General features: G+C 56.8%; 24 protein-coding genes. 6 read left to right on the forward strand and 18 right to left on the reverse strand.

The features are described from left to right. Positions 1–64: 64 nt before the first annotated feature. The 14 genes from C7H08_RS16950 to C7H08_RS17015 form a co-directional block, all read right to left on the reverse strand. Positions 65–415 (reverse strand): Hpt domain-containing protein, encoded by a 351-nt coding sequence (locus tag C7H08_RS16950; RefSeq protein WP_106673394.1) that lies wholly within the window; start codon positions 413–415, stop codon positions 65–67. Continuing rightward, a complete protein-coding gene (locus tag C7H08_RS16955; protein ID WP_227663320.1) occupies positions 408–2,165 on the reverse strand; it encodes an ATP-binding SpoIIE family protein phosphatase in 1,758 nt (585 codons plus the stop codon). The genes C7H08_RS16950 and C7H08_RS16955 overlap by 8 nt, the downstream gene beginning before the upstream one ends. Before the next feature lie 10 nt (positions 2,166–2,175). Beyond that, a complete protein-coding gene (locus C7H08_RS16960) occupies positions 2,176–2,481 on the reverse strand; it encodes an STAS domain-containing protein (RefSeq protein WP_106673396.1) in 306 nt (101 codons plus the stop codon). A 134-nt stretch (positions 2,482–2,615) separates the two neighbouring features. After that, positions 2,616–3,059, reverse strand: coding sequence for a flagellar export protein FliJ (gene fliJ, locus C7H08_RS16965; RefSeq protein WP_106673397.1), 444 nt, complete (start codon positions 3,057–3,059; stop codon positions 2,616–2,618). Beyond that, complete coding sequence (gene fliI / locus C7H08_RS16970; RefSeq protein ID WP_106673398.1) at positions 3,059–4,450, reverse strand: flagellar protein export ATPase FliI; 1,392 nt, start codon at positions 4,448–4,450, stop codon at positions 3,059–3,061. The genes fliJ and fliI overlap by 1 nt, the downstream gene beginning before the upstream one ends. Further along, entirely contained in the window at positions 4,431–5,351 is a 921-nt protein-coding gene (locus tag C7H08_RS16975) for a flagellar assembly protein FliH (protein WP_106673399.1), read from the reverse strand. Before C7H08_RS16975 ends, fliI begins: the two co-directional genes overlap by 20 nt. Next, positions 5,351–6,397 (reverse strand): flagellar motor switch protein FliG, encoded by a 1,047-nt coding sequence (gene fliG, locus C7H08_RS16980; RefSeq protein WP_106673400.1) that lies wholly within the window; start codon positions 6,395–6,397, stop codon positions 5,351–5,353. Before fliG ends, C7H08_RS16975 begins: the two co-directional genes overlap by 1 nt. Next, on the reverse strand, positions 6,390–8,090 hold the full coding sequence (fliF, locus tag C7H08_RS16985) for a flagellar basal-body MS-ring/collar protein FliF (RefSeq protein ID WP_106673401.1): 1,701 nt from the start codon (positions 8,088–8,090) through the stop codon (positions 6,390–6,392). Before fliF ends, fliG begins: the two co-directional genes overlap by 8 nt. 15 nt (positions 8,091–8,105) lie before the next feature. Then, positions 8,106–8,474 (reverse strand): flagellar hook-basal body complex protein FliE, encoded by a 369-nt coding sequence (fliE, locus tag C7H08_RS16990; protein ID WP_106673402.1) that lies wholly within the window; start codon positions 8,472–8,474, stop codon positions 8,106–8,108. A gap of 235 nt (positions 8,475–8,709) precedes the next feature. Then, on the reverse strand, positions 8,710–10,167 hold the full coding sequence (locus C7H08_RS16995) for a sigma-54-dependent transcriptional regulator (RefSeq protein ID WP_106673403.1): 1,458 nt from the start codon (positions 10,165–10,167) through the stop codon (positions 8,710–8,712). Positions 10,168–10,192: 25 nt separating this feature from the next. Next, positions 10,193–11,431 carry a sensor histidine kinase gene (locus tag C7H08_RS17000; protein ID WP_106673404.1) on the reverse strand — a complete coding sequence of 413 codons (1,239 nt, stop codon included), beginning with the start codon at positions 11,429–11,431 and terminating at the stop codon, positions 10,193–10,195. A gap of 201 nt (positions 11,432–11,632) precedes the next feature. Next, positions 11,633–13,078: a sigma-54 dependent transcriptional regulator gene (locus C7H08_RS17005; RefSeq protein ID WP_106673405.1), complete on the reverse strand. Its 1,446-nt coding sequence runs from the start codon at positions 13,076–13,078 to the stop codon at positions 11,633–11,635. Between the two features lie 70 nt (positions 13,079–13,148). After that, positions 13,149–13,478 carry an SOS cell division inhibitor gene (locus C7H08_RS17010; RefSeq protein WP_106673406.1) on the reverse strand — a complete coding sequence of 110 codons (330 nt, stop codon included), beginning with the start codon at positions 13,476–13,478 and terminating at the stop codon, positions 13,149–13,151. Between the two features lie 96 nt (positions 13,479–13,574). After that, positions 13,575–14,933, reverse strand: a complete 1,359-nt coding sequence (locus C7H08_RS17015; RefSeq protein WP_106673407.1) for a DUF1329 domain-containing protein — start codon at positions 14,931–14,933, stop codon at positions 13,575–13,577. A 221-nt stretch (positions 14,934–15,154) separates the two neighbouring features. On the opposite strand from C7H08_RS17015, the gene C7H08_RS17020 reads away from it, so the two are divergent. Both C7H08_RS17020 and C7H08_RS17025 read left to right on the forward strand, forming a co-directional pair. After that, positions 15,155–15,655 carry a DUF6586 family protein gene (locus tag C7H08_RS17020; RefSeq protein WP_106673638.1) on the forward strand — a complete coding sequence of 167 codons (501 nt, stop codon included), beginning with the start codon at positions 15,155–15,157 and terminating at the stop codon, positions 15,653–15,655. A gap of 48 nt (positions 15,656–15,703) precedes the next feature. Beyond that, positions 15,704–15,964, forward strand: coding sequence for a hypothetical protein (locus C7H08_RS17025; RefSeq protein WP_106673408.1), 261 nt, complete (start codon positions 15,704–15,706; stop codon positions 15,962–15,964). A 6-nt stretch (positions 15,965–15,970) separates the two neighbouring features. Here the strand turns inward: C7H08_RS17025 and C7H08_RS17030 are convergent, their stop codons facing one another. Together C7H08_RS17030 and lexA are read right to left on the reverse strand one after the other, a co-directional pair. Then, positions 15,971–16,462: a cell division inhibitor SulA gene (locus tag C7H08_RS17030; RefSeq protein WP_106673409.1), complete on the reverse strand. Its 492-nt coding sequence runs from the start codon at positions 16,460–16,462 to the stop codon at positions 15,971–15,973. Between the two features lie 40 nt (positions 16,463–16,502). Continuing rightward, on the reverse strand, positions 16,503–17,111 hold the full coding sequence (gene lexA, locus C7H08_RS17035) for a transcriptional repressor LexA (protein ID WP_106673410.1): 609 nt from the start codon (positions 17,109–17,111) through the stop codon (positions 16,503–16,505). 166 nt (positions 17,112–17,277) lie between these two features. Between lexA and C7H08_RS17040 the strand changes: the two genes are divergently transcribed. From C7H08_RS17040 to C7H08_RS17050, 3 genes are read left to right on the forward strand one after another with little or no spacing between them, the layout of a single operon-like run. Further along, positions 17,278–18,279, forward strand: a complete 1,002-nt coding sequence (locus tag C7H08_RS17040; protein ID WP_106673411.1) for an amidoligase family protein — start codon at positions 17,278–17,280, stop codon at positions 18,277–18,279. Next, positions 18,272–19,015, forward strand: a complete 744-nt coding sequence (locus C7H08_RS17045) for a gamma-glutamyl-gamma-aminobutyrate hydrolase family protein (RefSeq protein ID WP_106673412.1) — start codon at positions 18,272–18,274, stop codon at positions 19,013–19,015. Before C7H08_RS17040 ends, C7H08_RS17045 begins: the two co-directional genes overlap by 8 nt. A 2-nt stretch (positions 19,016–19,017) precedes the next feature. Beyond that, a complete protein-coding gene (locus tag C7H08_RS17050) occupies positions 19,018–19,710 on the forward strand; it encodes an SIMPL domain-containing protein (RefSeq protein ID WP_106673413.1) in 693 nt (230 codons plus the stop codon). A gap of 2 nt (positions 19,711–19,712) precedes the next feature. Here the strand turns inward: C7H08_RS17050 and C7H08_RS17055 are convergent, their stop codons facing one another. Both C7H08_RS17055 and C7H08_RS17060 read right to left on the reverse strand, forming a co-directional pair. Then, positions 19,713–23,492, reverse strand: a complete 3,780-nt coding sequence (locus C7H08_RS17055) for a translocation/assembly module TamB domain-containing protein (protein ID WP_227663323.1) — start codon at positions 23,490–23,492, stop codon at positions 19,713–19,715. Next, complete coding sequence (locus C7H08_RS17060) at positions 23,489–25,186, reverse strand: autotransporter assembly complex protein TamA (protein ID WP_227663324.1); 1,698 nt, start codon at positions 25,184–25,186, stop codon at positions 23,489–23,491. Before C7H08_RS17060 ends, C7H08_RS17055 begins: the two co-directional genes overlap by 4 nt. Before the next feature lie 262 nt (positions 25,187–25,448). Between C7H08_RS17060 and C7H08_RS17065 the strand changes: the two genes are divergently transcribed. Next, positions 25,449–26,456 (forward strand): hypothetical protein, encoded by a 1,008-nt coding sequence (locus C7H08_RS17065; protein WP_106673415.1) that lies wholly within the window; start codon positions 25,449–25,451, stop codon positions 26,454–26,456. Positions 26,457–26,475: the final 19 nt, after the last annotated feature.

The following is a 26,475-nucleotide window of genomic DNA, read 5'->3' on the forward strand; positions in this document are numbered from 1 at the left end:
ATCCTGTGTTAGCCACTTTCGGGCTCCTTTACAGGTATTAGCAAAAGCAATGCCAGGACAACGCTCAGGAGGCGCCACCAAACACTGCAAGGCGTGCACTGACCTCAGCAAACTCACTTTCGATGGCGTCAACGATGGCGGGAGCCGCTGCCAGATTACCGGCTTTACCCAGCTGCTCGGCTTCCATGCACAATACCCCCAGATACGGTGCCCCGATGTTGACACAACTACCTTTGAAGCTGTGGGCGGATTTGGCAAACGCATCCGCGTCTGCGGCCTCCAGAGTCTGTCGGAGACTGTCCAGGCGGGTTCGTGAATCTGCCAGATAGGTCTGAATCAGCACGTCAAACTCATCTTCCATGACATCCTGCAATTCAGCCAACGCTTCTTCGTCAAGATGTGTTTTGTCAGTCATCAGCGATCCTCAGCGTTTCGTTATGACCAGGCTCTACACCGTCATTGGTCTCGGTCGTTTCCCAATCATAGACAAGTTCAACGTGGTTGCCGCGACCGTGCACTCGCAGTTGCCGTGCCATTCGTTTTAACATTTCAAGGCCGCGACCGGCATATCGAGGGCCTGACGGCAGCTGCATCTCAGACACCTTCTCAAAATAACGGGCAAAATCAAAGCCCTTCCCGCTATCTTCACACACTACCTGTAACTGACCACCGGTGGCGGTGGGTTGGTGACTCAGAGAAAACCGTATGTAGTGACCACCGGTTTCGGTGAGTCGCCGTTTTCGTTCCTGATAATAGTGGCCAAAGCCATCGGGCGAGGCTTTCCACTCTGATGGCAATTCCAGCACGCCGTGTTCCAGGGCGTTGTTGTAGAGTTCAGACAGCAGGGTGTAGACCTCGCCGCTTTTTCGGCGCAGCCCTGGCACTTCCATACAGATGTGCAACAGCAATGGCAGTGGATTGAAGTCCGCCAGCGTTCGCTCTCTGACTTCATAGACACAGTGCCAGTCTACCGGTCCGAACAGCGCCGATTCCGGCGGGCGGTCATTCTGCGCCTGATATTGTTCCTGATGAATGATTTCCAACGCACACAGAGTGAGATCATCGGCCGCTTCCGGCTTTCCGGTGAACTGACGGATGTGAGCCATCAAGGCATGAAACGGGGTTTCACCCGGCTGAAGTTGGTCCAGCACCTGCCGAACGCCGGCCTCACCAAACTGCTGCCCCTGCTCGTTGCTGGATTCCGGGAAACCGTCGGTCATGACAATCACCTGATCACCCGGAACCACCGGCAGCACCGTCATCGACGCGCTGAACTGCTCGGGTGGATGAACACCCAGCGGCAGATGTTTAGAGGCAATGACAGTACGCTCGCCATCGGCTCGCACCAACCAGCCATCGGGCAGCCCGCCGTTCCAGGTCCGCAACTGGCCAAGTTTGAAATCAGCATCCAGCATCGCGCCACAACAGAACATGCCCGGGGGCAGAATGATTCGTAATTTCCGGTTAATTTCCCGGAGGATGTCGGCTGCGCTGAACCCCTTGAATGCCATGCCATAGAAAATCTCGGCCACGGGCATGGCACCAATAGCCGCCGGCAGACCATGCCCGGTGAAATCTCCCAAAAAAATCAGGGTGCCGCCGCCAGGTCGGTCAGCGGCAAATAACACATCGCCATTGAACACAGACAAGGGCGATGCGTGGTGACGGATGTTATCGGCGTTCAGGCAACCGGTATGAGCGACGTTGTCAAAAACACGCCGGGCAACCTTCTGCTCTTCAACCATCGTTTCATTCTGTCGGCGGATCTGATCCCGTTGAGCGGAGAGCACCCGGTGCATCGTCCGCATCCGGTTGAACGCGTTGATCTTGGCTTCCAGAATGACGCGGTTGTAGGGCTTTACCAGAAAATCATCGCCCCCGGCCTCCAGGCAGCGGGCCAATTCACTGGCATCTGAGAGTGAACTCAGGAAGATCAAAGGAACCAGCTGCTCACCGGCCAGCGCCTTGATCTGCCGGGCCGCTTCCATTCCGTCCATTCTCGGCATCAGCGCATCAAGCAGAACGATATCCGGTTGAACATCGGCGAACAGCGCCACGGCCTCAATGCCGTCGCTGGCTTCGAACACCTCATGGCCCAGCTTCCGAACAAACGCAGAAAGGATCAGACGGTCACTGTCGCTGTCTTCAGCGATCAGTACCTTCAAGGCGCTAGCCTCAGCGGATGCTGAAAAGCTGCTCAAAATTGGAGATAGCGAGGATGCGGCGGACATCACTGTTGCAGTTCTCGACGGAAATACACGCGCTGTCGCCACCAGCGTGATCCCTTAACAACAGCAGCATGCCAAGCGCGGAGCTATCGAGGTAGGTAGTATCGGAAAGATCAACAACGTAACGGGTAACGGCTGGATCACTGTGCTCGTAGGCATCGCGAAAGGCCTGGTGAGTACTGAAGTCGAACCGGCCCTCGACCCGGATTGTCAGAGTCTGACCGTCATCACTCCGGCGCGCTTCTATCGGCATTGCCTGACCTCCGTGCGCTGTGCATCAACGAGCATTGCGATTCTCCTTGTTCCGGTTGCAGCCTTACCTGACTAAGCATAGACAAGTTACCAAAAAATGCATCTGTTGCATCTGATTCAGTTCATCAACAACCGTTAACGGTGCTTGCGGGCGAAGGCTCTGCCTGCGGCCTCGTCCGCCAGCTTTTGCTCGCTCAGGTCGCGCTCTCGCTGCTCTTGCTGCCGACACGTCTCTATAAATTTCTCCATGCCCCGGCGGCGCTCCCAGGCCTGCAGCCATTCTAAGCGGCGGGCCTCGAACATCTGTTCAGCCTGTTGTAACTGGCGATTCTGCTGAACGATCACTTGGTCCAGCTGGGCGATAAAGGCTGCCCAGGCCTGCAGGCGGGTAACCGGTACCACACCTTGCTGACTGGCCCGAATCTGATCCCGGTATTCCTGCTGATAGCGCTCAAGGTTGGCCACCTGCTCGCGATGGGCTTCAACCTGCTTCCTGGCCTCCCCTAAGCGCTCCATGGCTTCTTTTTCTTTGCGTTGCTCAAGGTTCAGCACCGTCTCAAGCCGCTTTGAGCGCAGCATCAGCCATCACCCCGCTCGGCGGGAGCGCCAGGTACCGCCGTCTTGATACGGTCAGGGGAACGCCGTTCGGGCACCACCGCCAGAAGCTGCTCTATGCTTTCGATCAACGGCGAACTGGCATTGAGGTCTTGCTGCAGAAACTGCCGCATGTTGCTAATGTGCTGAATGGCAAAATCGGTTTCCGGATCCGAGCCTTTAACGTAAGCACCCACGCTGATCAGGTCACGGGCCTGCTGGTAACGGGAATAAACCTGCTTGAAGCGCTGTGCCCGGGAAAAATGCTCGGGGCTGGTGACCTGAGGCATCACCCGGCTGATCGAAGCCTCCACATCAATGGCGGGGTAGTGCCCTTCTTCCGCCAGCCGTCGTGACAGCACGATATGGCCGTCCAGAATGGCCCGGGCCGCATCGGCGATCGGATCCTGCTGATCGTCGCCTTCGGTTAATACGGTGTAGAATGCGGTGATGGAGCCACCCCCCGGGCGGCCATTCCCCGTGCGCTCAACCAGTTGCGGCAGCTTGGCAAACACCGAGGGCGGATAGCCTTTGGTCGCCGGCGGCTCGCCCACCGCCAGGGCAATTTCCCGCTGGGCCTGGGCATAACGGGTGAGGGAATCCATCAACAGCAGCACCCGCTTGCCCTGATCACGGTAATATTCGGCAATACGCGTGGTCAGCATAGCTGCACGCAGGCGCATCAGAGGTGAATCGTCCGCCGGAGACGCCACCACCACCGATCTGGCCAGGCCCTCATCACCCAGAATGTCCTCGATAAATTCCTTGACCTCTCGGCCCCGCTCACCAATCAGCCCGACAACGGTGATGTCGGCATCGGTAAACCGGGTCATCATGCCCAGCAGCATACTCTTACCAACACCACTGCCGGCGAACAGGCCCAGACGCTGGCCCTGGCCAACCGTCAGCAAGGCATTGATGGCCCGGATACCGACGTCCATGGACTGTCGCACCGGAGCACGGTTGAGCGGGTTAATAATGTCTCCGGTCAGCTGAACCCGGGCCTCGGCCTGCAACGGTCCTTTGCCGTCCAGCGGATCGCCGGCACCATTAACCACGCGCCCGAGCATTTGCGGTCCCACCGGCACCCGGCTGGCCGAAGACAACGGCACCACCCGGGCACCAGGTTTCAGACCCTCGATGGCGGTCAGCGGCATCAGGTAGACTTTGTCATCTTCGAAACCGACCACTTCGGCCTCGACACTGCCAGTGCCCTCGCCTTCGATCACGCAACGATCACCCACCACCATGGGGCAGCCAACGCACTCAAGGGTGAGGCCCACCATACGGGTCAGGCGGCCGGACAATTCCGGTGCCGGTTCGGCCGCAATCGCGCCCTGCAGCTGGCGCAACCGATCAGCCAGGCGCGAGGTCATCGTCCTCATCCTGTGTGCTTGGTGCATGTTGAGGACTGGTGTCAGGCGCTTCAGAGGCAAGGTGTGCGGTGTCCGGAGTGTTCATGCCGGACTCGCTCAGAACATCGCGATGAAAATCGCTCAGCTCGCCCATCAAGGTGTTCAGTTCTTCCTTTTCTGCGCCGGGGTTGTCACTTAACTGTTCTTCCAGCATGCCTTGCACCGCACGCTGAAAGCGTTTCTCAACGGTATAGTCCACCAGGCTGTGCCGAGACTCGACCCGACAGCCTCCGGGCAGCACTGTATCGTCTTCTACGATAGACGGGCTGACTTCCAGCCGCTCGGCCACTTCCCGAACCGGCTCCAGATCATCCGGATGAATATGGATTCGCAGGTTGTCAGCGGTCGAGGGTAACGCGGCCAGAGCTTTGCGCACGACCTGTCGGATCTGGGAAGAGTCCATGCTCAGTTCGCGGTATACCACGGCCCGAGCCAACACGGTGGTCAGATTAACCAGCACCGTCTCAAGCTCTTCTTCGTGGCGCTGTATCGGTAGCATCAACTCTCCCAGCAGGTGCTCAAGACGGTCTGTGCGCGACTCCACTTCTTTGCGGGTTTCCTCGGCCGCCCGTTGACTGCCCTGCTCTCGCCCTTCCGCTTCGCCGGCACCGTAACCTTCCTGGTGGCCTTCTGCACGACCTTCCTCAAAGCCATCTTTATAGCCCGCTTGCCGGCCCTCCTGAAAACCATCTTCTCTGGCGGCCTGTCGGATTTCTTCCAGATCACCGGCGGTCAACGGTTTGACCTCTTGCTCGTGAATCACCTGGTTGCCACGCTCGTCAAGCAGGGGCAACTCCCACCGCTCCCAGGCGGTCAGCTGTTCTTTCGGGATACGCTTGGTGTCCTGATCGGAATCTTTCATCACATCATTTCTTCACCGGCACCGCCAAGCGAAATCTCGCCGGCCTCTGCCATGCGTCGGGCCACACTGATGATGTCTTTCTGGGCAGACTCCACTTCGCTGACCTTGACCGGGCCTTTGGCTTCCAGGTCATCCTGCAGCAATTCCGCCGCCCGCTTGGACATATTCTTGAAGATCTTGTCTTTGACGGCTTCGTCGGAGCCCTTGAGCGCCACCACCAATACTTCGGAAGACACTTCTCTGAGCAACGCCTGTATGCCGCGATCGTCGACTTCTTTGAGATTATCAAAAACAAACATCAGATCTTCGATGGTAGAGGCAAGATCCGGGTCCATGTCTTTGATGGAGTCCATCAGGTTGCCCTCAATACCGCGATCCATGAAGTTCATGATGTCGGCCGCCCGTTTGATGCCGCCAATGCGACTGGTCTGGGCTGCAGAGCCTCCTGAGAACTGTTTTTCAAGAATATCGTTGAGTTCCTGCAAGGCCTGGGGCTGGATACTTTCGAGTGAGGCAACCCGCATCATCACGTCGAGCCGGACCTTTTCGTCCAGGGTTGCCAAAATTTCGGCGGCCTGGTCCGGGTCAAGGTAAGAGATAACGATTGCCTGAATCTGAGGGTGTTCGTAACGGATGATATCGCCGACAGCCCTCGGCTCCATCCACTTCAGGGTATCGAGACCGGTGGTATTGCCACCGACCAGAATACGGTCGATCAGGCTGGCGGCTTTGTCGTCGCCCAGGGCCTGGGTCAGCATGGCCCGGATGTAGTCGTCGTTGCCAACACCCAACCCGGTTTGCCCGCCCACCGCCTCAACAAACTGGTTAAGCACAAAAGTGACGTCGTCTTTGCTGACGTCTTTCATCTGGGCCATGGCAACGCCAACACGCTGCACCTCTTTCGGGCCCATGTGCTTCAGTATTTCGGCCGCGTCTGTCTCACCCAGCGACATCAACAGGATGGCCGCCTGCTCCACGCGCGGAATCTTGCGTTGCTGTTTCCGGGGGGTATTATCCCCCTGTAACTGGCCGTTTTCTTCAGTCATCAACGTTCACCCACTGACGCATAACCTGTGCAACCCTGGCGGGATCTTCTGCAATCAGGCCCTTGAGAGCATTTACCTGCCTATCATAGCTGTCTGTGGCTCCGGGCAACAGCAAGTCATCCTGTGAGGACATCGCTTCTCTGAGGGCGTCACCTCCTTCAATGCCGTCAAGCCCGCCGCCGTAACTACCATCCGAATCGTCGCCACGCTCTTTACTCCCGGCACCGGACAGGCTTTTCAGGGTCGGCCGCAGTAACCCGAGCACCAGGATCAGAATGACCAGGCCAGCCAACACCTGCTTCATCAGATCCCAGAACCAGGGTTGCTCCCAGAAACCCGGTGTATCGAACTCCATGGTTTCTTCCTGGGCGAAAGCGGTGTTCATCACCGTGACACTGTCGCCGCGAGCCGCCGAATAGCCAACGGCATCACGCACCAGCATGCTCAGGCGCTGAAGCTCTACTTCCGGCCAGGGTTCGAAGGTGACTGCGCCGGTTTCCGGGTTAACCACTCGCATGTCGTCAACGGCCAGAGCGACGGTGACACGCTTGACGCCGCCCATTTCCTGGCGGGTGTAACTGACAGTGCGGTCAATTTCATAGTTGCGCGTGGATTCCCTGCGCACATTGACTGGCGCCGCCGGAGCGCCGTCGCCATTCTCCGCATCAACCTGCTCAGGCACTGTGGCATTGCCCGGAGGCTGATTAGCGAGTGCACCCGGAATACCGCCGTTGGCGCCGGCGCCGCGCTGCTCACTCAATTCACGCTCGCTGCGAACCGCCTGCTGTTCCGGGTTGTACAACTCCTCGGCACGCTCGACCGCAGAGAAATCCAGATCGGCACTCACTTCGGCACGATACCGGCCGTTGCCTACAATGGGTGAAATCATCGACGCCACACGACGGCTAAGCCGCTCTTCTACTCTTGAGGTGTACTCGTACTGATCTTTCATCCGATCCACATCACCGCGGGCTTCGTCGCCGGTCAGCAAGTTGCCATTCTGATCCACCACGGTCACCTGCTCCCGGTTCATCATCGGGACGCTGCCGGCCACAAGATTGACAATGGCGCGGATCTGCTCCTGCTCCGGTCGGCGCCCGGCAAACACTTCAAGAAATACCGACGCAGTCGGCTCTCGGGCATCACGAATAAATACCGAACGCTCAGGAATAGCAAGGTGCACTCGGGCGTTGCGGACACCACGCATGGTCGCAATGGTGCGGGCCAACTCGCCTTCCAGACCTCGGCGATAACTGATGGTTTCCATAAACTGGGAAGTGCCCAGACCACGATCCTGATCCAGCAGCTCATACCCGATCGTTTTGCGATCAGTAACGCCCTCGGCAGCGAGTTTCAGCCGGGCATTGTGGACTTCTTCTGAAGGTACCAACAACGCACCGGTACGTGGATCCATCCGGTATTTGATGCCGTTGCTGTCGAGAATGCTGGTAACGTCCTGCGGGTTGTAGGCAGACAAGTCCCCCACTACCGGCTGATAGTTGGGCTCCTGGGCCCAGAGCACCACAGCAAATCCCAACGCCACACTGGCTGCCAGTCCAACCATTAACCCGACCTGACGCAGCAGGTGCAAGCGATTAAACCCGAGCAGCAAATTGCTGCGGCTTTCCGGTGCGCCTGTGTCCTGGGTTGCCGGCACGTCAGAAGCAGTAGTTTGTGCAGGTACGCTTGCCATGCGGGTACTCCGTTATCAGATCGGCATGTTCATAATGTCTTCATAAGCCCTGACCACCCGGTTACGCACCTGGGTGAGGGCCTCGAAGGACACAGACGATTTCTGGGCTGCAATCATCACGCGGGTGATGTCCACATTCGGGTCACCCATATCGTAGGCGGTGCGCAGCTCATTGGCCTGCTTTTGCGTGTCGTTGACGCTGTTGACCGCATTGCCCAGCATGTCGCTGAAGCTGGAAACTTCCCGGGGTTCCTGAACACTGCGAGGACCGTCGATCCGGCCACGAACCGATTGATCCTGCTCGACACGCTGATTCTGCATCATCTGGGAACGCAGAGAACGAATGTCTGACAAAACGCTGTTGATGTCGGCACGCTGAACCATATCTCTCTCCAGGCTAACCCCACGGGGTGTCACTTGATCTTCACTTTCTTGAGATAAAGCAAACAGCAGGCCATAATTTTTATATTGATATTTTTCAGTGTATTGCAGTAAAAAAACTTTCAACTCTGACAATGACCGCCAGACATTTGACGGCAGCAGGAGCGGCGTTCAGGCAGAAAAAAAGGCACCCCGAAGGGTGCCCGAAGGAGTACAGTTGCACGATAACAGACAAGAACTATGCCATAGCGAGTTCAGACTCAAGATCGATTCCGGCATCGCGCATTTGAGCCAGCTTATAACGCAGTGTTCTGGGACTGATACCCAACTGCTCTGCGGCCCGGTTGCGACGCCCACGCTCTTTCCTGAGGGTCTGAATGATGATACGGAACTCTTGCTGGCGCAGATCATCACCCAGCGAACTTGCCTCAGGGCATTCTTCCGCGGCCGACATGGCAAGCGACTCCACCGAGGTGTCCAGTGGCTCAACAAACTCGGCATTTTGAGACTGAACCGGTGCTGGTGATGCTTGCACAGCCGGACTGCTCAACTCTGAGCGGCCGGTGATGCCAAGCTCCAGGCACAGATCCCCTTCGTGAATAACATTACCTTGCTGCAGCACCAGGGCGCGCTGGATCGCATTGTCCAACTCCCGGACATTGCCTGGCCAACCATGACTGATCATCGCCTTGCGGGCATCCTCGGCCAGCGTGAGCCCGGTCAGCTTCATTTTCCGACAGTGTTTTTTGAGTAGGTATTTGGCCAGTGGCAGAATATCCAGCGGGCGCTCCCGCAACGGCTGCCAATGCATCGGGAACACCGTCAATCGATAGTACAGATCTTCCCGGAACTTGCCTTCACGCACATAATGGCCCAGATCCCGGTTGGTGGTGGCAATCACCCGCACATCCAGGGAGATGGTCTTGCGACCGCCGACTCGCTCAACTTCCCGCTCCTGCAGTACCCTCAACAACTTGGACTGCAAGCCAAGATCCATCTCAGAAATCTCATCCAGCAGGATGGTGCCGCCATTGGCCTGCTCAAATTTGCCCGGTGAAGACGCAACCGCCCCGGTGAAAGCGCCTTTTTCATGGCCGAACAGAATGGCTTCGAGCATGTTCTCGGGAATCGCCGCGCAATTGATGGCCACAAAGGGCTGATCCGCGCGCGGTGACTGCTGATGAATGTAGCGGGCCAGCACTTCTTTGCCGGTGCCGCTTTCGCCGGAAATCATCACGGTCGAATCACTTCCAGCAACTTTTGCCGCCAGCTGGAACATGCGTTTGCTGATGGGGTCTTCAGCGATCGCCTCGTCACTGGATTTCTGACGGCTACCGCCCACCACCTTGGTGACCGCATCCACCAGTACCTGGGGCTCAAACGGTTTAACCAGATAATCAATCGCACCCGATTGCATGGCTGACACCGCATGACTGATCTGGCCATAAGCCGTAATCAGCATCATTGGCAAACCCGGATAGTGACGCTGCACTTCGGCCAGCAATTCGTGGCCAGACATGCCCGGCATATTGACGTCGCTAACCACCATGTCTACGGGGTTTCGGGCCAGGCTGACCAGAGCTTCTTTACCGTTGGCGGCTTCATACACCTGGAATTTCGCAAGCTCCAGCGTGGTCACCAGCGCATCCCGCAGGTCGCGGTCGTCTTCAACTATCAGAATCTGGGCCTTAGCCATGCTATCTGCCTCCTACTGCTATTCGTTATGCTCTGCCAATCAGGGTTGGCATTTGCAGTGTTGCCACCGCCCCACCCTGCGTCGGCGAGAAAATGGAAAACTGACCTTTGTGGGCCTTGACCACCGCCTGCACGACCGCCAGGCCAAGCCCGGTGCCATGGGATTTGGTGGTGTAGAAGGCTTCCGTGATTCTGCTGGCCTGTTCCGATGAAAATCCCGGACCGTTGTCCAGCACCTGAACCTCCAGACCTCGAGCAGAAGACTCAAGCTTCACCAGGACGTCTGTTGCACCGGCTTCCAGGCTGTTGTTCACCAGGTTCATGCAGGCACCTACCAGGGCGTCGCGGTTGCACATAAGGCGACATCGCTGATCGATTCGGTTTTCCAGCGTCACAGATGCCCCGGCCGCGGGATTCAGGCCTTCAACGGCCGCCTCAAGCGAAGCCGCCAGCTTACTGGCCGATAACTCTTCCGCCAGCCGGGTCTCACCCCGCGCAAAAATCAACATGTCCCTGACCTGCTGTTCAAGATGGGTCAGTCGTGACATGAGTCGTGAGGCACAGCGCTGGCGTAATTCTTCATCCAGGTCGGGCTGGCTCAGGTGACCACCGTACAGGATGGCCGCGGACAGCGGGGTACGGATCTGGTGCGCCAGCGAGGCTACCATCCGGCCCATGGCAGACAACCGTTGTGCGTGGGCCAATTGGGATTGCAGCTGCCGGGTTTCGGTCAGGTCGGTCAGCAGGATGAGCTGGCCGGGCTGATTTTCCATGGTGCGAATTTCAATACTGACGCGCCGGCCATCTTTCAGGGATACTTCGTGGCCGTCATCGCTACGAGGCGAGAAACAGCGCCGAATCACGTCTACCCAGCGTTCGCCATCCAATGGTTCACCCAGAAGGGCGGTCGCGGCCGGATTGCACTGACTGACCACGCCCTGCTTGTCGAGCACCACCACACCGGCAGGTAGCGCATTAAGCAAAGTAGACAGGCGATCGGCCAATTGCTCTTTCGCTTCCAGCTCCTGCTGACGCTGATGGGTCTCGTGAGTCAATTCTCCGGAAAGTTGGTTAACTCGGGATTCCAGGGTTCGGTATGAGTCGGTAATCTGCCGGGACATGCGATTGAACAGTTCAAGCGCGGAATCGACCGCCTCGTCATCCTGCTGCGGAAACAAAGCCGTCACTTTGTCGTTCACATCAGCGGCGGCATTGGCGTCGGCCTTCTGGTGCGCAGATTCCATGACAACGTGTGCGTGATTCATAACCTTCCCCCTGACGGATCCGGAACGGACCTTCGGACTTTCGTTCAGGTTAGGTTAAGCCAACACCGTGCCAACTTGAGTTTTCTGATAACTTTCAATGGGTAGGAATATTCTGAAAAGCGGGGATGACGACTTTCCGTCATTCAAAAACAAGAGTGGCGTCACAGGTTACAAACCTTTGACGCCGCTAGAACTCACTTATCAGGCTTCTTCGGTGTCGTCCCGAAGGCCGTACTTGCGCACTTTTTCCACCAGCGTGGTACGCCGGATTCGCAGCTTTTCAGCGGCGCGAGCGACAACCCCGCCGGCTTCGTCCAGAGCTTGCTGGATCAGCTGTTTTTCCAGATTGGAAAGATAGTCTTTCAGATCGATACCGTTGACCGGTAGCAGTGCCGGGGCATCCAGCCCAATCAAACCCGGAATGGAAGGCATGCCATTGTCTTCCACCGGCCGGTTCTCGTCGTAGTCGTCCACGTAACGAAATTTCTTGGGCAGCTCCTGTACACCAATCACCCCGAAAGGATGCATGATGGCCAGGCGCTCAACCAGATTCGCCAGCTCTCGCACGTTGCCGTGCCAGTCATGGCGGCACAGGCTCATGATGGCCGCGGAGTTCATGCGCAAAGAGCCCCGCTTTTCTTTCTCCATTCGGGAGATCAGCTCATTGATCAGCAGCGGAATGTCTTCAACCCGCTCGCGCAATGCCGGCATTTCAATGGGGAAAACGTTGAGCCGGTAATACAGATCTTCCCGGAAATCGCCGGATTCAATCATCTCTTCAAGATGTTTGTGGGTCGCCGCAATAACCCGAACGTCGGCCGACTGAGTGCGATTACTGCCAACCCGCTCAAAAGTGCGCTCCTGCAAAACCCGGAGAATCTTGACCTGCATATTCAACGGCATATCCCCGATTTCATCGAGAAACAAAGTGCCGCCTTCAGCCAGTTCAAAACGCCCCACCCGAGCCGTGATCGCGCCGGTAAACGCGCCCTTTTCATGTCCGAAAAGCTCACTCTCAAGCAGCTCAGCGGGAATCGCGCCACAGTTAACCGGAACAAAGGGTTTGTCACGACGAGACGAGTGATAATGCAGATTGCGGGCAACGACTTCTTTGCCTGTACCCGACTCGCCCGTAATCAACACACTGACGTCTTTGTCTGCCACCTGTTCCATCAATTGACGGACCTGTTGCACCTTGCGGCTGGTGCCGACCAGACTGCGGAACAATTGAACGCTGCGCTGCTGACCACGCTCCTTGCTGCGGCTGAACTGATCACGGTAGATCTGGGCGCGATACAGCGAATCGACAAACTTGTTGTAATTCAGTGGCCATTCCATTCTGGCAATGATGCGGGCACCGTCATCTTCCGACACGCCCTTAAATTGAGGATCACCTACCAATAAAATCGGCAAGCCCTTCGTGAGTTTGCAGATACCGGTCACGTGCCGGGCACAGGCGGCATCTTCGCCGTTGATGACCGCGACACTAATCTCGTTCCTGGCCTGTTCGTCGCCACTTTCCAGAAGTGCCAATGCGTCGTCGCCAGCCAAGACCTTTTCTTCGCCGACAAACTCGAGAATGGTGATCAGGTCCTTGCGTCTGGACTCATCTTCACTCAGTACCAGCACCTTGTTGTTTTTGGACATTCACAGCAATCTCTTTGGGAATTTGTGCGGTATTTAAGACTGTCTGGGCGCCAGAGTCAATTTAATGACGCTATCTTCGGGGGGTAGTTGATACATTCTCGTAAGCGCGGGAGGCTTTTCGATTTTGATTGACGCCCTTGAGGGATTCCCGGGCTTCATCGCGGGCCTTGACGGCAACTTGATTAGCCGATTCCACAAACTCGTTCAAGGCTTCAAGCCGGTCACGTATCAGCGCCGGATCAATGCGCCCTGCTTCCAACTCAAGCATTAACGGCTCGATCGTGGGCTTCACCCGGGCGTTCAGCTCTGCAAGCTGCTCCCAGTTTTGATCGGCAAGGGCCTGATTCAGTTCTGACCTGAGTTGGTCAAGACTTTCAAGGAGGGCGTGAGAGTCTGCCATGCTGTTTTCTCCAGGGGTAGACGGGATATTACCGGCCTGGCAGACACGTCAAGCCGGGGCGTTTCCCTGAACGGGCAAACACCCCTGACTTGCAGTTTACCGGCGGGCTGCCCGACGAGCTGCTGCTGCGGTAAACTCGTTGCCACGATAGCCGGGCTTAAAGTTGTAAGCCGGGTAACCATTATCCAGACCATCAATGTAATAGCGCTGTGCTTTCAGATCATACGTCATTTCCATGGTGGTCCAGAAGACCGGCACACTGTAATAAACGATGTTGTGAGCTTCGGACACGCGCCAAAGCTCACCGTCGTCGCTGTATTCCTCAGTGGCCAGGATCTGCCAGCTGTCTTCGTCAATATAATACACACGACGATCGTAAATGTGGCTGATACCGGTACGACGCGTGGCCTCAACTACCCAGACACGATGCAATTCATAACGGGCCAGGCTCTGATCGATATGGTTCGCTCTAAGGACATCCTCGGGACGCACAGCCTCACTGTGCAGCTTGTAAGCGTTGTAAGGCACAATCAGCTCTCGCTTACCCTTCAATTCCCAGTCGTACTGGTTCGGCGCACCGTTATACATATCTTTCTGATCCACTGACCGCAGTGACGATGAGTTCGGCAAGTCGGTCTCGTAGGCCAGGTTCGGTGAGCGCCGCAGGCGGCGAGAACCGGCATCGTATCGCCAGGCCAGACGGGGTGAGCGGACCTGATCCAGCGTTTCGTGTACCAGGGTGATGGTGCCGGCCAGTGTCGACGGCGCATTCGTTTCGGTCTTCAGGTAGAAGATCTTGTTATCGATATCTTCAAGTTCGGCACCGGGGCGGCTATAGGCAAAGAAGTAGTCGTAATTATTAACCACCGCGTTGAATGAGCCATCCCGCTGCGGGGTGGCGGAAGCACTGCGGAACGACAGCTCTTCGCCGCGATAACGAAGAATGTGGTTCCAGATCGCCTCAAGTCCATTCTGTGGAATGGGGAATGGGCTTGTCATGATAGTGTTCCGAACCCCATTACCGTTATCAAGTAGCTCAGCCGACAATGCATTCTCATGGAACTTGTCGTAAACATGCTCCGGAAACGCTGCAGTGCGCCGGGTCTGATATACCGGCATAAAGAATTCCGGCCCGTACTGCTCGAGCATCTGGATATGTCCGTCAGACAGCTTGTCACGGTATTGATCCAGATTATTCCGGGTAATCACGTACAGCGCTTTATCCTCAGGGAACGGACTGGTTTCAATCGTGCCCTCCCGCCAGTTGGCCGGAGGCGTGGCCTGTCCGCCGGTCCATGCCGGAATGGTGCCCGCCTCGTTGCCTGCGCGCTCGGCACCTACAGGTGTCAGATCGTTCTTCAGGCGCTCTGCCTCAGCCGAAGACACCTTTGCCATAACCGGGGCGGAAAACCCCATTACCGCCGCCGCTATTGCAGCAATTAGCCGGTTCCGCATCCTTAAAACCTCCAAATGGATCACAAGACGATCAAAACTTGTCCAAACTGCACGCCTTTTTGCCACTTTCAAACGGTCGTTTCAAGTGATTGTTTGTATTTTCTTGTGACACGACCAAATCAGGTACTCATTAACAGGGCAAGAAATATCCGAGCAAAAATGATAGAGTTCGGCGGCTGTTCTGAATGATCTTCAACGAGTTTATGAGGTGCGGGTGGCGTATGGCATCACAATGGTACTCTCTGGTCTCCCAAAAGCTTTTTCTGGCCAGCACCTTACTGACCAGACTCGAATCAGACGGGGGTAACGAAAACACGAGTCGAAATCCCGCAGCAGACAAAGAAGCGCTATCCCAGGGGGCAACAGAACTGCTCTTGAGGGCGCGTAAGTTGCTGTTGATCATGATCGCGCGCTGCCACCAGCACAAAGCGGGAAAACCAGACTCACTGACCGAGCTGGAAGCCTTGTTTCCGTATGAAGTGCACGAGGTTCAGCTTTTAAAAGCGCTGTCCGACACAGCGGGGAGTTGGTGGCATCACCTGGACCAGCTTGAGGAGGCACTGAGTCAGCCGCACGTGACGCGCAAGAACGTTACCACCGAGAATATTATTGCGATTTCCGTTGAGCAGGGTCCGGACCGTTCCCCCGCGGCCCTGAAACATACACTTGCGGCAATCACCAGGCTTGCCCGAAGCATTGAAGACCAGCACGGCGAGTGGTAAGCCATCCCATTACGCAATACCGAATTTACCAAGACAAAGGTTGAACGAATGTCACCATCGTTTTTTGAAATCATACAACTGGCCGATGGCGATTACGCTCTACGCCGCACTGACGACGACGCAGCACCTCTGGTTCGCATCTCTTTTTCGGAAGAAGCCCGGGAGATGATGGATAATCGCGACCTGAATGTTGCCAAAGCCATGATTGCTACAGGCATCGAAGCTGCAGGAACTATTGCCCACGATATTGACTGGGACGATGACGATAACGAAATGACCGAGTCTCGCCCCCAATACACCCTGCACTGACCAGCCTTACCGGTGACGCAACACCACACCGTGACTGTCACCTTGTGCCGAAGCCTTTTGAAGGGACTCAAAGGCTGGCCGACCAAGCTTGTTTGTCCAGAGCACAACCGCGTGACAGGTACCTGCACAAAGAGCACGCTCAGCCAGTTGCTGCGCGGAAAAGTCCGGGGTTGAACGCAACACCAATATTTCGGTGGCCACAATGCTGTTCATCTTCTGCCATTTACCCACCAGGGATTGTGGTGGATCGATCAGGGCCAGCCAGCGTTTTTCCTGATTCAACTGGGTCAACATTGGCAGCAATAACTGAACGTTGTCGACCTGACCTTCCGGAAGGATAATCTCCGTCACGTTTCCGCTGACGGGTTTCGCTTGCCCGGCACTGCCTGAGGGTGAGCGGCGAACCTTGGCTCGCCCTTGACCAGCAGAAACCCCGTGCGCCGGAATGACGGCCGCCGGCTGGAACGCCATGTTCTGATTGAAGCTCAACTGTTCCATTACTCACCTTCCTGCATTACGCGTATCTGATGTCTGGTGCTCAGTGCAGATCTGATCGACGGATCACACCTACGCCAAGACCTTCGATAAACAACTCTTGTTCTGTTAGATCGATTTCAATCGGTGCAAACTCTTCGTTTTCAGCGATCAGCCAGACTTTGGAACCTTCACGCCGAAACCGCTTTACCGTGACCTCGTCACCGACCCGGGCGACCACAACCTGCCCGTTATGAACATCTTGAGTGCTGTGCACCGCCAGCAGATCACCATCAAGAATGCCGATATCTTTCATACTCATGCCCCGGACCCGGAGCAGGTAATCGGCCGAGGGCGAAAAGAAGCCCGGCAGTAACGAACAATGGTCTTCGATGTGCTCTTGGGCCAGAATTGGGCTACCTGCGGCCACCTGGCCGATAACAGGCAATCCCGGATCCGGCTCGACTTCCGGCAGGCGTATGCCGCGACTGGCCCCCGGCACCATTTCAATAGCCCCCTTTCTGGCCAGTGCCCGCAGATGCTCTTCCGCCGCGTTTGCCGAGCGAAAGCCCAGCTCAGTCGCAATCTCCGCCCTTGTCGGGGGGTAGCCGGTTTCATCTATCGAGCGCCGGATAATATCCAGCACCTGGGACTGTCGCGCGGTCAGCTTCATGCAATTACTCCGGTCTGAGCATCCTGGTTTTATATACAGTAATTTGACTATATACAGTGTTTTATCCAGTGTAAAGCCCACTGTGTTTTTTTCTGCCAGTTAACAGGAGGCTGCGAATCCTTATGTTAAGGTGAAGCCCTTCGAGCTATAAGGACGCCAATAACCTATGAACTCAAACGATCGCTGTAAGATGCCGGATCAACTGAAGAATCATCAAGGTGAAGAAAGAAAGGTCGGGGTCGAGATTGAACTCTCCGGGCTCAGCTACGATGAGCTGATTGGCCTTGCGTCACGGTTGCTCGATGGCACCCCGGAGCTCACCTCCAGATACGTCACCAAGCTTGAGACACAGGCCGGCACCTTTACCATTGAACTGGATTCAGACCCGATCAAGGATCTTGACCTCGATGATGATCGACTGCCGCAATCTATTCGGGACCTGGGCAACCACGCCATGGATGTGATCGATTTTGCAGCGGAAAGAATCGTTCCGCTGGAGATCGTAGGGCCGCCGCTTGCCTTTTCTAAAGTGAGCATCATTGAACACCTGGTGGACCAGCTCAGAGAAGCTGGCGCCGAAGGCAGCCGTGAAGCCATCTATTTTGCCTTTGGCCTGCAGCTCAATCCTGAGCTGCCAGATCTTGAGCCTGCGACCCTTGTGCGTTATCTGCAGGCCTTTGCGGCACTGTATGACTGGCTCAAGTCACGGCACCAGATCGATATCAGCCGAAAGTTCACCACCTATATTGAACCCTGGAGCAGCCGGTATACTGAAAAGCTCATGGCTGATGATTACCACCCGGACATCAAAACGTTGATGAAGGACTACCTTCACGACAACCCGACCAGAAACAAGGCACTGGATCTGTTGCCGCTGTTCGCGCATCTCGATCCGCAGTTGCTGGCAGAGTACGTCAACGACCCGAGAATCAAGAGCCGACCAACCTTGCATTATCGGCTGCCCGACTGTGACATTGATAATCCCCGGTGGCACTTCTCAACCGTCTGGAATGACTGGGTGGTGCTCGAACAACTCGCCAATAACCCAAATGACCTGAAGGCGCTCAGGGAATCGTTTCGGGCAGCCAAGAAACTCAGCCTTCATAACCTGACCCATTCCTGGCGTGAGACCTCCAACCAATGGCTGAAACAACACGGTTATGTCTGATCATCACGACGCCCCGGAAACGCCCGGGCTGACCATTGGCATTAGCGGTCCGGTGCGCCGCAGCACGACCCATCGGCTGATAAGCTTCGGATTAAGGCTGCACGGTGCCCACACCCACTACATCCGACCCGGCTCAAAAACCGATGTGTCACTGCTGGATGGGCTGGTGCTGTCGGGCGGCACCCACGTCCACCCCAACCGTTATGGCCAGCAGCCTCAGGTGACCGCGAGATACGACCTGAAACGAGACGAAACCGATCACCGCCTGTTGGAGCAGGCAGAGCACCTTGCGCTTCCGGTGCTCGGGATTTGCCGCGGCGCCCAGTTTATCAATATCTTTCACGGCGGTTCATTGTGTCAAAATGTCACCCCGTTAAGAATGAAAACCCGTCACCGCCCGCTGCTACTGCCACTGCAAACCGTCCAGCTGGTGCACACCAGCCGACTGGGCCGCCTGATGCACAGCACGATCATCGGCGCTAACCGCATTCACAGCCAGGCCATCAAGCAGTTAGGGCGAAACCTGAAGGTAACGGCTGTGGACAACGACCTGTTTGTCCAGGCCATTGAGAACACTGGAGAGCAATGGCTGATGGGCGTTCAGTGGCACCCGGAATACTTGTTGTATCACTCCGGGCACCGGCGGATATTCAGCCACTTTGTGCATGCCGCCCGGGCTCGGAAACTGGAACGGTTGGAGAGCCGGACGACGGCGCTCAATCCTCAAGGAGAATGATCATGTCACCACAAAAATACGCGATGGCTCTGGCCGCCACAGTCCTGACGGTATCGGCGATACCGATGACCGCCCTGGCCGGTGAAGTCAGTCTGGACGGGGAAGCTAGCGTGAAGTATGCACCGGACAGTGCCCGACTTCAGTTCACTGCAAACGCCGAGCATAACCTGCCAGAAAAAGCCTCTGAGCAACTGACGGAAACTATGGCACAGTGGCGAAAGGCGGTACGGAGCCTGCGCGACCGCCTTGAGGATTACTCTGACGCCAACGTTAACCTGTACACCCGCACATTACCTGTTCAGGAACGTGGCCAGAAGCCCGAGCGGGTAGCCGTGGCCAGCCAGACCGTCAGTTTTTCAATTAACGACCTTGAGCTCCTGAATCCGTTACTTGAGCAAGCCCAGAAAATCGGGCTTCAGTACCACTTGGGAGAACATCAGTTCTTCCATTCAGATGAAGAAAACTTGCAGAGACAGGCGCTGGCCGGAGCCATCGAGGATGCCCGCAGTCGCTGCGCATTTGTCGCGCAGCAACTGGACAAGGCCTGCGGCGAGATCGTCACCATCAACATCAATGGCGGCCACCGCCCGGTGCCGATGATGATGGCAGAAGCGAGAGCCAGCAGCGACACCGTGTCGAGCGTCGGCCCGCGGGAAATCCGGGCCAGCGTGAGCGCCACCTTCAAGTTGGACTGACTTCAGAAATCCCGGGTATAAAAGATATCGAGTGAGGATGCCAGGCCACTGGCAGCCTCCAGATAAAAGTAACGGCCAAGATCATAGCGCAGCGCAACGGTGGTAATGGGCTCAAAAATCCCAACGCCGTAGCGCAGGCTCAACTCGTCGGTAATATAGCCACTGGCCACCACCGCCGCACCATCACCCGAGCCCTCAGCTTCCAGCGTCAGGTTCCGGATACCCAGCTCGTCACCGATCCCCTGGGTCAATTTGCTGGCTTGGGTCAACCCTAACGACAGTGCCGCCTGACTCATCTGACCGTCGTCACCCCTACCCTGCGGTGGTCGCCCCAAAATCACGTAAGACAGGGCGTCTGCTTGGGGCATCGAAGGCTCTGAAAACACTTTGGTTTCCGGCATACTGGCCGGCCCGCTCAGCCGGATCCCGGCAACCACTGAATTTACTCTGCGGACAGCTTCAATATCCAGGTATGGTTCGGTCAGTACACCAACAAATATAATTCGTGCCCGGCGCAACTCCAGTTCCTGACCAAAAGCCTGATACTGGCCATTGACCAGCTGCAACGAACCCCGGGTATCCATGTTATTACCAATCCTCAAGGTGCCCTGCAAGTTACCGGTCACGCCAAAGGCATCAAAAGTCACCTCGTCTTCGCCGACCACGACGGTTACGTCCATTAACATACGCCGGATTACCGGCTCTTCCACTTCTACACCAACGATGACTTCATCCTCTGAAATCGACACGGCGGATTCCGGAAGGCCCTTAATTTCAATGTTTCCTCTCGGCACGTCGACCCTTCCAGAGACGGAGAGCTCACCCTCCCGGAAAGCTATGATCAGGTCCGGGCCGATTTCTACTCGAGCATAGGGCTCAAAGTTCACCGGTAATCGGTTGCCGGTAATCGACAGTTCCAGCTCAGGCTCCTGCTGCCAACTCAGCCTGCCGGACAGCTTGCCACTGCTGCGGTCATTACTTTTCCAGCGGCCACTGATGTCGGCAGACTCACCCAGGAACTCGAGCACCAACACCACATCATTCATCGGCAAGGGCAAGCCCGGATCGTAAAAACGCCCGCCGGTGAGAGCAAGCTCGCCGTTGACCTGTGGCCTTAACAACGGCCCGGACAACACTCCTTCGCCATTAACCTGCCCGCTTACCTCCTCAAGCCCCGCAAACGCCGAAGCGAACGCCAGATCCAGAGACTGCAGACTAAAGCTGCCCTGTACCGTACGATCTTCGGCCACAGGATCCACCGAAAGCTCCGTGGTAAACGTGCCCAGTTCCGGTCCCCGCAGTGATACCGAGAACTCGGCGATGTCGGGTTTCAGGCGCGCATCGAGGGTCAGACTTTCGTGGGCCAGGCTTTCCCAGTCATCAATAACCAAAAATTCAAAGGTGCCGCTGCCGGCGTCCAGCGTGATCCGGCCATCCGGCCCCGAGTCCGTCAGCGACAGGTCGACGTCTGCATCCAGATAGGCATTCCAACGGAAGGTTTCAGGAAACAGCGGCTCCAGCGCCGCCGTTGGAAACTGGCGCATCTGATAGGCGACACGGGTGTCTGGCCACAGCTGTTGATCACCGGCACACACTGAGCTGTCCTGCCAGCGCCAGCAATGGGCGCCAAAGCTCACGGCACCGTTTTCGTTGTAGGAAAGATTCGCGGGCGACTCGAGTCGCCAGGTCTGGCCCGGCCCAGGCACATCGATTGCCCCTTCCGTCAAGGCGCCTTGCCAGGCGTTCCAGCCGTCAGCAAGCTGGCCAGCAAACACCATCAGCACGGTTGCTTCACTGTGATTCGCGCTTACTGACAGCTCGTGGTCATCACGTGTCCCGTCCAGCCGAAGAGTGACCGCCTCAAGCTGCTGCTCTGCAGCGCGGATGTCCTGCACCGCCAGCACCGCATCAATACCCCCCCCACTGGCCAGGTTGGCCTGCAGATCAACCGTTTCGATCTGCAACAACTCCTGCCAAGCCAGGCCCCGGCCGTTCAGGGTGAGGTCTGCGGTTGGATCCTGCACCGTGCCGCCAAACTGCAGTTCAGCGGTCAGCTCGCCCGCCAGGCCGGTCACGAAAATACCGGGATCCGGAAGCAGAACCGAAAGCTCTCCCGCTAACTCGCTGCCATAACGGCCTTCACCCTCCACGCGATTTTCACCGATGGCCAGCACGAGGTTAGCAACTGCCCAGTCGCTACCATCACTGGTGACCTCGCCGCGGGCAAGGGCATCCTGATCTTGCCACTGGCCCCGTAGATCCCAGTCTGCCGTCATTCGGGGCAAACCCTCTGCCTGAAGCTGCCCTTCACTGTTTACCCTGCCATTGAGACTGGCCTCAAGCATCGGCGCCCAATAGCCGGGGTTGAACTGATCAAGCACCAGAGCCGCTGTCCAGGCCAACTCAGTGGTAAAATCAAGCTCCGCCTCACCGGAGAGCGATCCGGCGCCCGTGGTCATGTCCAGCTGGGTGATCCGGACCGCCTGACTGTTTCCATCCAGCCGGGCACTCAGCTCAGCCTCGCCCAACGGACCTGCCACTGCGGCCTCCAAATCCGCCTGATAGCGTTCATCCTGATAACTTGCCTGCCCCTGCAACCGCTCCAGCGAAACCGGGGGCGAATCAAGCCCGGGCATCAGGCTATACCAGGGGAACCGCTCCAGTGACAGGTTGACATCTGCGGCCAGGCCATCCGCCCAAGACGCCATCCCTTGCACTTCCAGCGTGCCTCGGGTGGTGTTCGGTTGCTGCTCCGGCCCGGTCATGGAAAGCACCAGGCCGGTCACCCGTTCTGTGGTCACTAAGCCACGCACGGAGGCCTCAATATCGCCTTGAGTACCCGGCAGCATCGCCCTGGTCGTTGTCCGGAACCCGTTCGCCAGGGAGCCATCCAGGCTTAGAGTCCAGTCCTGCAACGTCAGGGTTTCCGGCAAGACCGGGTGCGCCAGAAAACGGGAGGATTCGAGCCGAATGGTCGCCGGCAACCGACTGTCTAGTGGCTGCACTTCACCCTGTATCTGTGCATCCAGATAGCCATCGCTGTTACCTCTGAGCCGCAGATCCCTGGCGCTGCCGCCCAGATTGACTGTCAGGTGCCAGTCATCGCCGGACGGCGGTGGCAGCCAGATATCCACATCGATATCAAGAGGCCAGTCACCACGCATATCAGTGCGGCCGGTTGCGGTTGCCCGAATGTCGTCCAGCTGAAACAGTACATGCTCGAGATTCAGGCTTGATCCCGAGGCGCGAGACCTCAGCTCAAAACGATCCCAGATCGCGCTGCCATTAACCGTCAGCGGTCCGAGGGCAACATCACCAACTACCACCGCAATGGGCAGATTCACCCGGGGCAGGCTGATATCGCTGCCCGTCTCGTCGTCGCCATCCGAGGGCTGGATCGTTACCGCAATGCGATCGGCCTTGAGCGTGTCGAGGCACAGGGTTTTCTCGAACAGGCAGGTGGGCGACCAATCCACTTCCGGAGCCTCAACCACAACGCCGACACCGTAGCCCTGCCAGATCAGGCGCTCGGCGCGCCACTGCCCGAGTAACGAACCCTGGCCTGACTCGGTCTGTAAACCCGGAACCTGGTCAATGGTCCAGGCGGTGCCCGTCTCGGTGTGCAAGGCCGCCAGAATCAGCCCGATGAGCACCAGCGGCAGCAGCAGGACAACTGCCAGCAGGATCAGAAGCCAGAACCACCACCGTCTGCGCAGTGGCTTTTTATGCCGCTGCGGCACGTCTTGAGTGTTCTCGGGGGACTCGTGGGATTGATCGGTCACAGCTCAGGCCCCATAGAAAAGTGAATGCGCCAGCCGCCACCAAACTCTTCGTCCAGCCCCTTGGCGATATCCAGCCTCAGTGGCCCGACCGGGCTCACCCAGCGAATACCCATGCCAACGCCGGTGGCAAGCCGGTCAAAAACGTCATCAACGGCATTACCTTCGTCGACAAAGGCGGCTATACGCCAGTTTCTGACAAACTCGTACTGGTACTCGATGCCGGCCACCAACTGATAACGACCACCGATCGCGACATTGTTATCGTCACGCGGAGATAAGGTTTCATAACCGTAACCCCTGACGCTTTGATCACCACCGGAAAAGAATCTCAGGGATGGCGGCACATCGGAAAAGTTGTTGGTAGCCACGCCGCCAAAATTGAAACGAGTCAGAAAACGGTGGTTGTCTGCCAGGGTGTACAGACCTCGAGCCAGAACATTGATATGGAGAATATCCGCGTCTGAGATGATGGCCCGATGGGCACCCGTCAGGTCCAACTGAAGACGGTAACCCCGGGACGGGTCCAGGGGCGAGTTGGCCTGTAGCTTCGAATAACTGAGCCCTGGCAACAACAAACTGGAATTGCTGCGCTCGTCCTCGCCAATACGGAAACGCTCCCCCTCCCATCGAATCGACAGCACCTGCATCCAGCCAGTATCCAGTTGATGCCGCCACTGCTGTCCCAGGGTCAACCGTTCAGAGTCGACGTCCTCGATGTTCTCCCGCTGGTAACCCATCCCGAGCCGCAACGAATCCGTCATGGGCGGGTCCAGAGGCAATTCGTACCAACCGCTGATATTCTGGCGAAGCTCTGAAAGCTCAGCGTCAGCGCCACGCCGGTGCCCCATGGGGTTGGTGTAGTGCTCACGCCAATTACCCCGAAGCCTTGGGCCAACGTCTGTCGAGAAACCCACACCGGCGCCAATGGAACGCGGTGGTCGGGGTGTCAGACCGATATCGACCGGAATCACGCCATCCTCCGCACGGTTGGGTGAGGCATCGATGTCAACGCCCGTAAAATACCCACTGTTGGAGAGATCGCTGTTCAGTTTGGCCACTTCATCGGCGTGAAAAGGAATGCCAGGCTCAAAGGTCACGAATCGGTCGAGCAAATCCTGTTCAAATTCATGACCTTCCAGAAAGGTGACAGAACCCAGCCGATAACGCTCACCGGTTCGGTAGTGCAAGGTAATGTCCGCCAGGTTTTCAGACGGGTCGACTTCCAGCCTGCGAGTTAAAAACTCACCATCGAAATAACCCAGAAGACTGGCCCTGTTCTGAATGGCCTGTCTCAGGGAGTTATAGAAACCATGATGAAGCACGTCTCCCTCGGTCGGTTGCGCGGGTATCTTGTCCACAAATTCCGGGTCATCACCCCCCGCGCCCTCAATCCGGACATTCCGGGAACGGACGGTCACAGGCTCTCCCGGCTCAACAGTCAGGATCAACTCTGCCAGCCCCTCGGCAGACTCGTCCACCTCCCAGCTGATCACGGGATTGTAATAGCCTAGCGCCCGAATGGCCCGCTCCACTTGAGCAATCGCCGTCGACGCGTACCGCCGCAAGCCGTCGGCAGTTCGTCCCTCTACCTCACCCACAAAGATTCGGGCATTCTGCTGAAGTTCACTGTGGTCACCTTCAACGTTCACCCGTACCTGACTGCCGTAACTGCCAGAGGCGTATACAAGCGCCACAAACCCGATACACTTCAAGCTTTTTATAATGTGGTTTCCGGGTAACAGCATGTGATGTATTGATTTCCTACCGGGTTGAGTAATGGATCCTTGAGACAGAATTAAGAGTTTACCGATAGCCCGTATGGCGTTCTACGGCTGACGAGGCAATCCGTTGAATCATCCTTGACCTCCAGTTGTCCTGACAGTCGTTCTCTGAACAAAAATAGGCTAACCTGTCAGAGACTTATGGTATTCCCCGACCCATTGACAGGTAGCCCGGATGCTCAGGATTAACCGCGAAAACCTCAGGTCCAGCCATCAAATGATCTGGCTGCTCATCGATTTTATGATGCTGGGCCTCCTGATCATCAACCTCGCCTTCATCATCTGGGACTCGATCTACAACTTCGTGGCGATCCAGAATCTGCTGGAACAGCACCTGCCCGCCGTGAACTCGGTCTACCGACCGGTGCATGAAAACTTCATTTTCTACGACCTTGTTTTCGTATCGATCTTCCTCACCGAGTTCTTTTTGCGGTGGGGCTATTCCGTCAAAGCCAACGTCTATGACCGCTGGTATTTCTATCCGTTCATTCACTGGTACGACCTGGTGGGCTGCATTCCCGTTGGCAGCCTGCGCTTCCTGCGTGTTCTGCGGATCATTTCGATCATCTACCGCTTGCACCAGTACAAAATCATCGACTTTACCAGTACCCGTTTGTACCGATTCGTGATGTTTTACTATGACGCCTTTATGGAGGAGTTATCTGACCGTATCGTGCTGAAGGTCCTGAGTGGCCTGCAGGACGAGGTGAAGCGTGGCTCACCGTTGCTGGAAAAAATCCAGCAGGACATCCTGTATCCGAGACGCGGCATGCTGTCCGACTGGCTCTCGGAACGGGTCGCACAGGCGGCCCAGCAAGGGTATGTGCCGAATCGGGGCGCGTTGCGGGCGTATCTTGAGAATCGGGTGGACCATGCCCTGAAGCAGAACCTTGAACTGTCGCGGCTGAAATATCTGCCGGTGGTAGGCCCCACCATTCAGGACACCCTGGAAAATGCGGTAGGTGACATTGTCGCCAACGTGATCCATCAGATTCTGGAAGATCTGGCGTCTTCCACCAACCACGCGTTTATCGAGGATATTGTGAACGTGTTCCTGCCAGAACCCGGCGAGGAAGTCGCAGATGACGCGGAAACTCAGGCCTTGATCAACCTGACCCTTGAGGTGATCGATGCGGTCAAAGATCAGGTGCGGGTGAAGCGGTGGCGGGAGGCGCTTCCGTAATTTGACACCGCGGCACAGA

This window comes from Marinobacter halophilus (assembly GCF_003007685.1).
GTDB lineage: Bacteria > Pseudomonadota > Gammaproteobacteria > Pseudomonadales > Oleiphilaceae > Marinobacter > Marinobacter halophilus.